Source organism: Pseudomonas chlororaphis subsp. aurantiaca (assembly GCF_013466605.1).
Classification (GTDB): domain Bacteria; phylum Pseudomonadota; class Gammaproteobacteria; order Pseudomonadales; family Pseudomonadaceae; genus Aquipseudomonas; species Aquipseudomonas chlororaphis_I.
The window spans coordinates 5,664,539-5,677,495 of record NZ_CP059162.1; the positions used below are offsets into that span (position 1 = coordinate 5,664,539).

The window sequence follows — 12,957 nt, forward strand, 5'->3', positions numbered from 1 at the left end:
TTGACCTGATGATCCCTGCCGCCGTCATGCCGGCACGGCGGTTTTTCGAGCTTCCGCACGGGCGAAGAAATCGAAGATTTCCTCGAAGTAGCGGTCCCGGTGTTTCTTGTGGTTTTCCAGGTGGCGACAGCCCTCGAAACCGACCACGTGCAGCGCCTCGCACTCCTGGCTGAGCCCGGTCACGCTGGCATCCGGGATGAAGTGGTCGTTGCGCCCGTAGAAGTAGGCGATCGGAAGATGACGCACGCCGCGCAGCGAGTGATCGATGGCACAGGTCCCCGTGGGGACCGCCAGGCGGCTGCCGCTGATCCAGCGCATGGCCAGTCGCAACGGCCCGCGGGTGAAGTAGCTGCGCACCGAAATCGGCACGCTGTCCAGCACGGCCGAGGTGAAGGGCGTGGCATCCCGCGCCAGGGCATGGGACAGGTGATAGCCACCAAACGAACAGCCCACCAGATGGATCGGCAGGCCCGGGTTGTCCCGCGACACGCGCCGGGCAATCGCCAGCACATCGTCGGCGAACGCATGGCCGCCGATGGTGCTGCGGCCGAAGCCTTTGAAGTTGAAGGCGACCACGTGATAGCCCTGCTCGAGAAACGCCTGGTCCAGGTTGTTCTCGAAAAAGTAATGCATGCCGTACTTGAGGAACGGATGACACAACAGCACCACGCCCCGAGGGTGCATGGCGCTGGTGCGCAGCGACGCCCCCTCCAGCCGGCTGCCGTCGCGCGCGATCTCCACAAAGCCTGCCGCACGCTTGGGTACGTCACGTTTCCAGCCCTGTACCTGACGGAACATGACCCGGATGAACAGCTTGGAAATGGCGATCCCCAGCCAACCGGTCGATTGCTCGTTCTTGCTCATGCTCGCCTCCATTGCCTGGCCTTCATCTCGGCATAGCCGAAGGCGGCTTCGTAACTGGGACCTGCCACCCAGGCGCTGAGGAACTGCACGCCCTGCACCGGGAAGCCGTGATGGAACACATGCCCCTTGAGATCGGTGCCCACCATCGCCCCATAACCCGAACCGTCGGTGTTGTTGGTGAAACGCACATAGGTGTGGGGCGTGGCGACCTCGGTATGCAGCACATGCCCGCACAGCCCCGGCACCTGGCGCAACAGACGCTCCACCAGGATGTCGCTGGCCCGCTGCTTCTTGGCCCGGTATTGCGCGGTGCGGCGCTGCGGCCAATGGGCGATCGAGTCGAGCACGTTGATGCACACCACCTGGCCCGCAGCCGGGTCCAGGGCGTGATAGTTGGTGACCTCGATCGGCGACATCTCCCAGAAAGCCCGCTCACTGAGCTGCGCCTCATAACCGCTGAGGGCGGCCGCCATGCGCAACTCGGCGCCTGCCGCCGGGTCATCGGCGAACAGCATCGACTCGCTGTGCTGCAAGCCCAGTTGCTCCGGTGGCAGATCGGTCACCAGGTACACCGTGGTGGTCGAGCGTGCCGGCTTCAGCCCGGAGAGCTTCTCCCGGGTGGCCGCCAGTTCCACATCCGCCGCGAACAGGTGCTGCACCGCATAGTGCGGTGAAGCGTTGATGTACACCCGCGAAGAATGGAACACCCCGCGATTGGTGCTGATGCCCGTGGCATTGCCCTGGCCGTCGGTGAGCACCCCATCGACACGGGTGCTGAGCAGGATCTGCCCGCCCGCCTGTTCGATCTGCCGCGCCAGCAGGTTGGACAGGTGCTGGGAGGAGCCGGCGACATAGGCGTTGCCTCGGTTGAGCGTGGCGTACACCACATGCAGGTAGTACAGATAGCCCAGGTCTTCCGAGTAACCGCCGACGTAGATGCCCGGCGCCGCCAGGATCTCGATCAGGTACGGGTCGTCGAACAGTTCGTGCAGCGCCTGGCGCACGGTCTTGTGCTTCAGGTTGCGATGGGCGAAACGCAACTGGGCCATGTCCGGCTCGAAGCTGCCGTCGAGCATCTGGAACTGGTAGTAGCCGTTGCGCCCGTAGGTCCGGACGTGCTCGAAGAAGGTCGCAATGGCCTCGGCCTGATGGGGAAAGCGCTCGACCAACTGCCGCTCCGCCCCGTCCGCATCGTTGGCCAGCGGCAGCTCAGTGCCGTCCCGGTAGGCGCAGAAGTAGTCCTGGGGATAAACCAGGTCCAGCGTCTCGTCCAGCCCCAGGTCACGCAGGATGCGGATAAGATTGCCGCCCTCGGCCATGCCACTGAGCTTGTGCAGGCTGCAGTCGAACACCGCACCCTGCTTTGGCCGGCTGAAGGTGGAGGCATAGCCGCCGACGACAATATGCTTGTCGACCATCAGCAGGCGCACCCCGGGGTCACGTTTGACCAGCATCGCCGCACAGGCCAGGCTGGTGATCCCGGCACCGACGAAGATCGCGTCCCAGGACGGCTGGTTCATTGCCGCAACCCCAGCTTGTCGACCCAGGCATAGATCTCGGCAAAACGTGCGTCGTTGAGCCGGGCGTTATGGGCCGAGCGCCAGACCTCCTCGATCTTCGCCTTGTCATCCACCGCGATCGGGAACTCGAACGAGGTGTGCCGGGCGATTTCCGGGTTGTAGGTGAACATGTCGATCAGCGCCGGGATGATCCGGCGGCTCATGGCCTTCACCTGGGCGATGGACTCGGGGCTCGCCGTTTCAAAGAACGACTCGCTGATCCAGCGACCGAAGGCGATGTGCCGGGCCTCGTCATGATGGTGCTCGCGGAACATGGTCCGGGTCATAGGCTCGATGCCTGGCCCCTGGGACGTGTGCATCGCGCCCATTTCCGCGACCCACTCGATCAGCAGCGTGAACAGCACGCCCACCGCGGGCTCCATCTTCGGCAGCGTCTCGGTGAGCAACTCATAGAGGCCCACCGGCGGGTTCCACAACTGCAGGCCGGCCTTGCCCATGAAACGCTTGAAGGTCAGGGTGTGAACGATCTCCTCCTTGGAGAAGATCATCAGGTACTCCTGCAGGTCCTGGGAGATGCGGTCGTGGAACTGGGTGACATAGCCCATGTACAACGGCGGAATGGTCTGCTCCAGCCAGATGAACATGGAGATGTCACGGCCGGTTTCCAGCCAGGCCAGTTCCAGCTTCTGCGCCTCGCTCAGGCCTTCGCAGAAACGTGTGCCATTGATCCACAGGTGATCGGGGTCCTTCGGGTACAGGCTGCGATCGACCTCCTGGTCCCAGGGCAGCACGGTCGCGTGGTCCATGGTCTTGTGATGCGAGACTTCGCTCAGCTTGCGGACCTTGGACTCTCTTGCTTCTGAAATGGCGAGCACACTATTGGTCAGCGTGGACATTCCCTTGCTCCTCTCCGTAACGGTGGACCTGCCAGTCAGGCAGGGACAGCGGCCGATTCCTTGAGCTCGACCACGAACTCGCACAGCTGGCGCAGCGTGGCGATCTTGCGGCTGACGAACGAGTCGGGATCCAGCGCCACGCCGATCTTCTTCTGCACCACGACCTGCATCTCGACGAAGTCCAGGCTGTCGAACTCCATCGCTTCGATGTTGGTATCGAGGGTCACATCGTTTTCGTCGACATCCTTGAGTTCCAGGATGAGGTCGCGAACAACGGCAAATACTTTCTCTACGGTGGTCATTGCATAGCTCCTTGGGAGGTTGGAAGGGCCTTTATCATCAGGCCGAGGGTGATGGTCATTACGTGGCGATCGCTGACATGCACCCCGAGATCGAGGGTGCCCACGGCCTTGCCGGGGCTTTCGATCAGGTGGATGTTGTCGATCTCGCAGCGAATATCGGTCTGCAACTCGCCCAGCGAGCGCAGCGATGTGCAGAAGGTGATCTGGTGGCTGGTCTGCACCACCAGGTGATCGGACAGATCCTCGAGCCGGTTCGGCCGCTGCCGCTGACGGAACTGCGGGGACAGGCAATCGAAGATCACGCCCAGATGGTTACGGATGAAGTGGGAAAAGATCAGCGCATCGAGCGCGACCCAGTCATCGAGCTCCCGGCCCAAGTCATCACGAAAGCGCGCGAGCCAGGCCGCGACTTCCTCCTGTGCCAGCAGGAAGCCCGGGGTTGTGGATGACCACTCCGGCGCCTCGACGATGCGTACATGGCCGATCACGTGTTCGCTGTTGTCAGCGCTCGAGTGCAACTTGAACCCTGTGCTGTCGCTGCGTTCGCGGGTCGACAGGGCCACCGTGCTGTCGCGCAGCACCGGGGTCTTGAGCAGCGCCTTGAACTGCATCCAGTCCTGGGGCAGCACCGGGTTGACACGCCCCATGCGCTGCTTGACCGGCAGCAGCGCGAGCATGCCATGCACCACCACATCGGCCGCGTCCATGCGGCGCGCCGCCTCGCGGTCGAAGTGGATCGGGTTGCGATCGCCGGAGAGACCGGCCCAGGCCTCGATCTGCTCGGCTCCGAATTGCAGCTGCATGATCAGACCACCTTGCGCAGCATGATGCCGGCGTTGGCGCCACCGAAGCCGAAGCTCAGGTTCAGCACGTTGTTCAGGGTCTGCCCATGCAGGTGTTCGTTGGGCACGTAGTTGAGGTCGCACTCAGGGTCGGCCTCATCCATATGGATAGTCGCCGGAATCGTGCCCCGGGCCATGGCCTTGAGGCAGAAGACCGCCTCCATCGAGCCGGCGGCGCCGATCAAGTGCCCGGTGTAGGACTTGGTGCTGGACATCGGAATGCTGTATGCCGCATCCCCCAGGGCCAGCTTGATCGAGCGGGTTTCGTTGACATCGTTGAGCGGTGTCGAGGTGCCGTGCAGGTTGACGTAGTCGATTTGCGACGCCTCTACGCCTGCCTGCTGGCACACGTCATTGATCACCCGCACCCGGGCCTGCATGTCTTCGGCCGGGGCCGTCATGTCGTAGGCGTCCGAATAGTTGGCGTAGCCAGTGATCTCGCCGAGGATCTTCGCGCCCCGTGCCCGGGCCAGTTCATAGTCTTCCAGGCACAACACCGCCGCGCCCTCGGAGAGCACAAAGCCGCTGCGCCCCTTGCTGAACGGGCAGCAGGCCAGGCGTGGGTTTTCCTGTTCCTTGCTCAAGGCCTGGATGACATCCACCGACCAGACGTTGAACTGCTCTTTCAGGGATTCGCTGCCACCGGCGATCATCACCTTGGCGCGGCCGCTGCGAATCGCCTCGTAGGCTTCGCCAATGGCGATGGTGCCCGTGGCGCAGGCCGCCACCGGGCTGTTCTGGATACCGCGCATGTTCCAGTTCATGGTGATACCGGCGGTCGCGGCATTGCACATCGACATGACGGTGGCGAAGGACGTGGAAATGCCCTGCTCGCGGTATTCGTTGTTGTTGCTGTTGGCGGTATCGAGCCCGCCCCAGCCGGTGCCCAGAATCACGCCGCGATCGAAGGGCGAGACGACCTCATCCAGGGGCGTGTCGCCAAACGCCATGCGGATCGCCTCGTGGGTGGCCACCAGGCTGTATTTGGCGAACAGCGGCAACATCTTGGAGATTTTCTTCGAGAACGGACGCATCGCTTCACGACCGAAGTCATCGATAAAGCCAAAGTAACGCGCATGGATGCTCGGATCGTCGAAGCTGTGCTGACGGTAACCGATCTGGTAATCCATCATTGCATCCCAGATGGCTTCGACATTCTCGCCAAGCGAGCAGATGGCGCCATAACCGGTTACAACCACCCGGCGCGGTTCTGAAGAGGCGGACTTTTCCATGATCTTCCCTGTTTCGATGTCTTGGCTGGAGATGCCACGCAGCGTGAAGAAGCCTGATCCAGACACTCAGACTGCCATTGGCATATTCGACGATTAAGGCAAGTGGAGTACTCGCAAGTACAAGCCATGTACGCACTAGTTGGAACAATCGTCCAACATTGCAAAGCTCAGCTCTACGGCGTTATTGGGGGCTTAACCACTGCCCGGCATAAGTTGTCGCAATTGCCCGGGGAGGACAACTGTATCTAGGTACAGATGGCCAAGTGCGTAATGAAAATCAAGTCAGATAACCTGCAACTGCACCTAAGTACAGGTTGTCTCCGGGCAGACATTGTTAAACTAACAAGCGCCGCACAATTGATTTGCCTTAGCCGCAAGTTGACTCTCCGCGAACTGTGCGAGCTCAATCCTTAGTACTGACAATATCCCATGGAAGAACTTCAACAATATGGAATCCATCGAATTTCACGCGCTCGACTATAGTGCGACACCCCACCCCTGGGTCGCCGATTTGTATGGTCTGCGCAAGGAAGTATTCGCCGATCGTTTGAACTGGAAGGTTAATATAAAGAATGACATCGAGTTCGATGAGTACGACAACGAGCGCACCACCTACCTGATCGGTACCTGGAAAGGCGTGCCCCTGGCCGGCCTGCGCCTGATCAACACCCTGGATCCCTACATGGTCGAAGGGCCGTTCCGCGACTTTTTCCGCTGCGCGCCGCCCAAGCAGGCACTGATGGCCGAATCCAGCCGCTTTTTCGTCGACAAAACCCGCTCGCGCCAGCTCGGCCTGGCCCATCTGCCGCTGACCGAAATGCTCCTGTTGTGCATGCACAACCATGCCGCGCGCAGCAGCCTGGAATCGATCATCACGGTGGTCAGCAACGCCATGGGACGGATCGTCCGCAACGCCGGCTGGCACTACGAAGTAATGGACACCGGCGAGGCCGCGCCGGGAGAAAAGGTGCTGCTGCTGAACATGCCGATCAGCGACACCAATCGTCAGCGCCTGCTGTCCAGCATCGCTCGCAAATGCCTCTTGTCATCCGCGCAGCTCAACTACTGGCCGCAGCGCCTGAACCCGCTCCACACCGCGTTCTACGAGCCTCAGCGGATCAGCGCCTGAATCAGAGGATGCCCTGGCGCTGAGCCTCGTAGACTGCCTGCTTGGCGTTGCAGACCTGCAGCTTTCCAGAAATGTTCGACATGTGAAATTTGACCGTCCGCTCGGAAATCGCGCAGATCAGCGCGATTTCCCGGTAGGCCTTGCCCATCATCACCCACTTGAGCACCCCCAGCTCCCTGGCCGAAAGCGGCCCGGTCTGAGGTTCAGGGAACAGCTCGTCCATCGCCCGCAGGCTCAACAGCCGGCTATGAAAGCGGATCAGCGCCATCTGTAGCTGCCCCTGCTGGTCGGCCATACGGCGCTCAAAGTCGGCTTGCGACCCACCATTGCAAAGGCTCAGCGAACTGAACATGCCGCAGGCGTCATGCAGGGTAAACGTGGCGCCGGAGCAGATACGGTATTGGCTGGAACGCCGAAACAACTCCCGACTCTTGTCACAGGAGGCGGCCTGGAGGGCGTCGCTCCAGGAAAATGGCGCGCAACTTTTAAGGCCGTGATGAATGATCGGATCGATCAAATGATAGTTGGCATTCTTATAGGCTTTCAGCCAGCGCGATGGGTAGTTCGAAATAATAAGAGGGGCTACTTCGCGGTTTCGAGGGGCGGCAAAGTAGGCATAACTTGCCCCTTGCAGATCACCCAACAGCTTTTCAAGCTCTAAATTTAAACAGACATTTGAATTACTTTCATCGGCCGGAATAAAGTCAGAGTATTTGAGTCGACTATCCATGTCATGAGCTCGTCATATTTCAGGATTACTTCAGTCTCTCGGGAGAGGGTGAAGACGGTGCAAGATTTTTCTTATTATGCCTAAGCACGTGAATACATAGCTGCTGACCTACCAAGTAGGTAAATCCAGATACGCTGGCGGGCTATATTCAGTTATGCCTTGATAGAAATCAAGCAGGCGAGCTATACGGCTTTAGTTGTATTTCGGGAGAATTATAGCGGGCGGTTTGTGATGCTTTTTTGACGACAGAATACAAAACTCTTATTACCCGTTCGGTTAATACCGAACGATATCGCTGCAACCGCTCTACAACCGCTGCTGGAGACAAGATGTTCCTGTCACCAGCCGCTTGCCTGTCACGCCGACAAAGCCCTGGCCGACAGGGCTAGAAATCCAGCGGCAAGGTCTGCTCGCCCTCCAGCGCCAGCAGGAACTGCTTGGCCTGCAAGCCGCCGGCAAAGCCGGTGAGGCTGCCCGAGGCGCCGACCACCCGGTGGCAGGGGGCGATGATCGAGATCGGGTTCCGGCCATTGGCCGCGCCGACTGCGCGCACGGCCTTGGGGCTGCCAACCTGTGCGGCAATCTGGCTGTAGCTGCGGGTTTCGCCGAAAGGAATGGTCAGCAGCGCCTGCCAGACCTTGCGCTGGAACTCGGTGCCGACGAAGTCCAGCTCCAGTTCGAAGCGATCGCGGCTGCCGGCAAAGTACTCCTTGAGCTGGCGTTCGGTTTCCAGCAAGACCGGATGATCGTCGGCAGGCTGCAACGAGCCGAGGCGCACGCGGTTTTCGCGCTCGCTCTCCCAGAGAATCGCGGCGAGCTTCGCGCCCCTGGCAACCAGGGTCAGTTGACCGACAGGCGAGTTCATCAATTTGAATACGCAGGACATGCTAAGCCTCCTTTATCTTCCAGGGAGATCAGGCCCGGACTTGGCCTTCATCCCGATACGCCTGCACTGTAGATCGACATTCAAGCGCAAGAACTACGTTTCTTGCGGTGGAATTTAACCCAGCAAGCCCAGCTCCTGGGCCCGGGCCACGGCCTGGGTGCGACGCTCCACCCCCAGCTTGCTGTTGATATGGCTGGCGTGGGTTTTCACGGTGTGCAGCGAGATAAACAACTGATCGCTGATTTCCTGGTTGGAACAGCCCTGGGCGATCAGTTGCAGCACCGCCAGCTCACGGGAGCTGAGGGCTTCGCCGTGATGCTGCTCCACAGGTTCGCGCGCCACTGCGACCGGCAGGCGTTCGAGCAAGGTCTGGCGCAATGACGTCGCCGGCCCCTGCTGAAGCTGCTCGCGGACCCAGGCCGGATGCGCCCGCAGCGCCCACTCGAACGGTTGCAATGCCCCGCCCACGGCCGCCTCCAGCGCCTGGGCAAAAGCCTGCCGGGCCTCGGGGTCGCGCCCCTCGACCAGCAACAACGCGACCTTCTGATTCAAGGCCATCACATTGAGCATCTGCCGCCCGGTCTCGCGGCCATGTTCCACTAGCTTGTCCAGGCGCTGTTCGGCCAGGGCCGGCGCGCCCTGGATGCTGTCGAGCAAGGCTTGCTGCAACTCGATATGCAGCGGCAGCTGTGGATGAAATTCCGGCGCCGCGGCGGCCTGATCGCCGATGTAGGTCTGCCCCAGGCGAGCCAGCCAGGCCTGCGCCAGGTCGGTGCGGCCCTGGGCCAGCCAGAGTTCGCATTTGACCAGGGTGATCATCGCCAAGTAGTAGATCGGCGGGACGTCCCAGATGTGCATCAGGCGTTCGGCCTCGGCCAACTCGGCAAAGGCCTTGGCAAACTCACCGTTGTGACCTTCCAGGTTGGCGATCACGCAATGGCCGATCAGCACGCTGATATCGCGACAGGCCCGGGCCTCGACCAGGCCCGCCCGCAAGCGCGACAGCCCGGTCTCGGGCTGGCAGCGCAACGTCAGCAGATACCCCTCATACAGCGTCAGCCGCGCACGTACCGCGTACAGGCGTTGCGTGGACAGGCCATACAAGCGCTGCAAGCCCTGGCGCACTTCATCCAGCGCCCGCAGGATCTCGCCGCGTGCTTGCAGCACCCGGGCCCGGTCGTAATGGGCCAGGGCCTCGAACAAGGGGTTGCCGACCCGCTGCGCCAATTCCAGGGACTCGCGGTTGAGCCCCCGGGCGCGCCACAAATCGCCATCGGCGATCGCCAGGTTGGACAGGGTCGACAGGCACACCAGCCGCTGCCCGTAACGTTTCTGGGGCAAGGTTTCCAGAGCTTCGGTGCAGTACCGCAGGGTCAGCTCGCGATTTCCCCGTCCGCGGGCGACGATCCCGCTCAAGGCCAGCCATTGCGCCAGCATGGATTTCTGCGCGGTGGCCGAAGGGGCCGGCAGGAAGCGACTCAAATGGCTGGCCAGCTCCTCGGCGGCATCCAGCTGGCACGCCAGCCCCAGCGCCCAGCTGTACAGCACGATCAGCCGTGGGGTGCTGATCAGCAGGCTGTCGGGCAAGTCCATTTTCCAGCGCAGCAACATGCCGACGTTCTGCTCGGCCAGCAGTTGTTCCTCGGACAGGTTCTGTACCAGGTTCGCCGCCACATCGAGGTGCCCGGCGCGCAACGCCTGCTCCACCGCTTCGTCCAGCAGCCCCTGGGCGTTGAACCAGCGACAGGCGCGCAGGTGCAGGCTGGCCGGTGGCAATACCGCGTTGGCGGTGGGCCGGGTGCGCAGCAGGTCGGAAAACAGGTGGTGATAACGGTACCAGTGCCCCTGCTCGTCCAGCGGCACCAGAAATACCTGGTGGGCCAACAGATAACGCAGGATCTCGGCACTGTCATGGGACTCGCGCAGCGCATCGCACAGTTCGCTGCAGAAGCGCTCCTGGGGCGCCGTGTCGTAGAGGAACGACTGCACTTCGGCAGGCAGGCAATCGATGACTTCTTCCAGCAGATAGTCGCGAATCAGGCCTTCGCCGCCATTCAGCGACTGTGGCAAGGTTCCACCGTTGCCCGCCTCCGAGGCCGCCAACAACCAGAAACGCAACCCCGCTACCCAGCCTTCGCTGCGCAGGATCAGGCTTTCCAGCGCCTCGCCGCGCAGCGAACTGCTGTGCCGGTCGAGCAGGGCCAGGGATTCGTCATAGGTCAGGCGCAGATCCTGCTCGTGCAGTTCCAGCAACTGCCGCGACAGGCGCAGACGCGCCAGGTGCCAGTCCGGACGCTGGCGGCTGGTCACCAGCACCAACAGGCCGTCGGGTAAATGATTGAGAAAGAACTGCAGGCAACGATCGAGCACCGGCCCCTGGGCCAGGTGGTAATCGTCCAGCACCAGCAACAAGGGGGACGCACTGGAAAGATGGGCCGCCAACTCGTCGAGCAGGCCGTCCAGCCATTCTTCGAAGGCGAAGGGCTGGTGGCGCTGGCGCATCTTCAGCAGCCCGAGGGATTGGCTGCCCAATTGAGCGAAATACTGCTGCAGCCCCTCGAGCAGGCGTTCGAGAAAACGTCCCGGATCGCTGTCCCGGCGACTGAGCCCCAGCCACAGGCTGCGCCAGTGCGGCGGCAGGCTTTGGCAGAACTCCACCGCCAGCGAACTCTTGCCAAAACCGGCCGGCGCACTGACCAACAGCAACCGGCCATTGAGGCCCGCGCTCAAGCGCTCGCACAGACGCGGCCGCAGTACGTAGCCGTCGGGCAAGGGAGGTCGGTAGAAGCGCCCTTCCGGCGCGGGAATGGCCGCACCGGCAGGCCCCTGGATACGGGACAGATCAGTCATGGCCAACTCTTATTGAAGTGCTGTTGTCGGCAATACAGATGTCGGCAGACTAGCGGTAAAAAGCCCCCTGTTGAAGATTTTTGCTACAGATGGCTAGAAAAAGAATACAACCGGGTTTGTCAGCGCTTTCCACCTTCCCAACATGAGCGAGCCGGCTTGCGCTGCAGGAGATGCGGTTTCACTTGGGCTCGGCTCGCCCGGCGCGCCTTTTTCTCGAGTGAACTCGCTTCAGCGGGAGCTCACCCCCGTGTTTTGTAGAAATACCCAGACAATAAAAAACGCCCCGAACCAGTCGGGGCGTCGATCGAGGATGCGCCTCGATTTACCGCGGGTTAACGAACGCCATCCTGGCGCAGGGCCGCCGGGGTGAAGTCGCTGGTGGTGGCGGTGAAGCCGAAGTCATAGGCCGATTTCTCTTCGTTCTTCATGCCCAGTGCCAGGTAACGGCCGGACTGCAGGTCGTAGAGGGTTTCCAGGGCATACCACGGCACTTGCTTGTCGTAGTAGTTCTCGGCGTGCGCCTCGGCCACGCGCCACAGTTGGCCACGACCGTCGTAGTGGTCGATCACCGCGGCCTGCCAGGTGTCCTCATCGATGTAGAAGTCACGCTTGGCGTAGATATGACGCTGGCCTTCCTTCAGGGTCGCGACCACGTGCCAGACACGGCGCAGCTCGTAGCGCGCCAGGTCCTGGTTGATGTGGCCGGCCTTGATGATGTCGGCGTACTTCAGTTGCGGCGAGTCGAGCTTGTAGCTGTTGGAGGCGATGTACATCTCCTTCTTGCCTTCCAGCTTCCAGTCGTAGCGGTCCGGCGCGCCGTTGTACATGTCGAGGTTGTCGGAAGTACGCAGGCCATCGGCCGCGGTACCCGGACCGTCATACGACACTTGCGGGGCGCGACGCACACGACGCTGGCCGGCGTTGTAGACCCAGGCCGAGCGCGGTTCCTTCACCTGGTCGAGGGTCTCGTGCACCAGCAGCACACCACCGGCCAGGCGCGCCGGCGCGGTCACTTTCTGCTTGAAGTAGAACAGGATGTTGCCCGGGTTCGCCGGATCGTAGTCCTTCATCTTGTCGCGGAACACGAACTGGTCCTGGAAGTACACCAGGCTGAACGAGCCGTTGGCCTGTGGCGTCGCCTGGGTCACCAGACGGGTCACGCTGCCGCCGCGATAGCGGGTGATGTGGTTCCAGATGACTTCCACGCCGCTTTTCGGAATCGGGAACGGAATGGCGGTCTTGAAGTTTTCCAGGCCGTTGCCGCCGCTGACCAGGTTGGTCTTGGTGGCATTTTCCTTGATCGCGGCGAACACCTCGGCGGGCACCGTGGCACCGCGGTGGGAAGGATAGACCGGCATCTTGTAGGTTTCAGGGTAGCGCTTGAACATCGCGTACTGCCCCGGCGCCAACTTGTCCTTGTACTGCTCGACGTTCTGCGCGGTGATGGTGAACTGCGGCTGCTCGCTGGCGTACGGATTGGACAGGAAGCCCTTGCCGTCCACATTGCCGGCGTTGGTCGGCAAGGCTTTCCAGGCAGGAATGGTGCCGGCGGAGTTACCGGCCATTTCCGCGCCCATCGGCGTCAGGGAGGTGCCCAGCTTGGCCGCTTCATCGGCCGAGACCGCGGCCATGACCCCGGTCGCCAGCAGCGACAGCCCGAGGACACCGACCTGCAACAGACTCTTGGTTACTTTCATATTCTTGTT

The 12,957-nt window shown here is 61.7% G+C and carries 11 protein-coding genes; 1 reads left to right on the forward strand and 10 read right to left on the reverse strand.

Annotation, left to right across the window (positions count from 1 at the left end; translation table 11 throughout):
* Positions 1-24 precede the first annotated feature (24 nt).
* From H0I86_RS25830 to H0I86_RS25855, 6 genes are read right to left on the reverse strand one after another with little or no spacing between them, the layout of a single operon-like run.
* Positions 25-864, reverse strand: a complete 840-nt coding sequence (locus H0I86_RS25830) for an alpha/beta hydrolase (protein ID WP_016703553.1) — start codon at positions 862-864, stop codon at positions 25-27.
* Entirely contained in the window at positions 861-2,384 is a 1,524-nt protein-coding gene (locus H0I86_RS25835; RefSeq protein ID WP_180922659.1) for a phytoene desaturase family protein, read from the reverse strand. Before H0I86_RS25835 ends, H0I86_RS25830 begins: the two co-directional genes overlap by 4 nt.
* The gene (locus H0I86_RS25840; protein ID WP_031286127.1) at positions 2,381-3,280 is read right to left on the reverse strand and encodes a diiron oxygenase; all 900 of its coding nucleotides are present in this window, start codon (positions 3,278-3,280) and stop codon (positions 2,381-2,383) included. The genes H0I86_RS25835 and H0I86_RS25840 overlap by 4 nt, the downstream gene beginning before the upstream one ends.
* 35 nt (positions 3,281-3,315) lie before the next feature.
* Complete coding sequence (locus tag H0I86_RS25845; RefSeq protein WP_009050743.1) at positions 3,316-3,582, reverse strand: acyl carrier protein; 267 nt, start codon at positions 3,580-3,582, stop codon at positions 3,316-3,318.
* Complete coding sequence (locus H0I86_RS25850; RefSeq protein ID WP_180922660.1) at positions 3,579-4,385, reverse strand: MaoC family dehydratase; 807 nt, start codon at positions 4,383-4,385, stop codon at positions 3,579-3,581. The genes H0I86_RS25845 and H0I86_RS25850 overlap by 4 nt, the downstream gene beginning before the upstream one ends.
* A 2-nt stretch (positions 4,386-4,387) precedes the next feature.
* Positions 4,388-5,656: a beta-ketoacyl-[acyl-carrier-protein] synthase family protein gene (locus H0I86_RS25855; protein ID WP_180922661.1), complete on the reverse strand. Its 1,269-nt coding sequence runs from the start codon at positions 5,654-5,656 to the stop codon at positions 4,388-4,390.
* A gap of 448 nt (positions 5,657-6,104) precedes the next feature.
* Here H0I86_RS25855 and H0I86_RS25860 point away from each other — a divergent pair, with 448 nt between their 5' ends.
* Positions 6,105-6,785, forward strand: a complete 681-nt coding sequence (locus tag H0I86_RS25860) for an acyl-homoserine-lactone synthase (protein WP_180922662.1) — start codon at positions 6,105-6,107, stop codon at positions 6,783-6,785.
* Position 6,786: 1 nt separating this feature from the next.
* Here the strand turns inward: H0I86_RS25860 and H0I86_RS25865 are convergent, their stop codons facing one another.
* From H0I86_RS25865 to H0I86_RS25880, 4 genes are all read right to left on the reverse strand, one after another.
* Positions 6,787-7,515 carry a helix-turn-helix transcriptional regulator gene (locus H0I86_RS25865; protein WP_180922663.1) on the reverse strand — a complete coding sequence of 243 codons (729 nt, stop codon included), beginning with the start codon at positions 7,513-7,515 and terminating at the stop codon, positions 6,787-6,789.
* Positions 7,516-7,900: 385 nt separating this feature from the next.
* A complete protein-coding gene (locus H0I86_RS25870) occupies positions 7,901-8,401 on the reverse strand; it encodes a methylated-DNA--[protein]-cysteine S-methyltransferase (RefSeq protein WP_180922664.1) in 501 nt (166 codons plus the stop codon).
* Positions 8,402-8,515: 114 nt separating this feature from the next.
* Positions 8,516-11,251 carry a winged helix-turn-helix domain-containing protein gene (locus H0I86_RS25875; protein WP_180922665.1) on the reverse strand — a complete coding sequence of 912 codons (2,736 nt, stop codon included), beginning with the start codon at positions 11,249-11,251 and terminating at the stop codon, positions 8,516-8,518.
* A 332-nt stretch (positions 11,252-11,583) separates the two neighbouring features.
* Complete coding sequence (locus tag H0I86_RS25880; RefSeq protein ID WP_180922666.1) at positions 11,584-12,948, reverse strand: DUF1329 domain-containing protein; 1,365 nt, start codon at positions 12,946-12,948, stop codon at positions 11,584-11,586.
* Positions 12,949-12,957 lie beyond the last annotated feature (9 nt).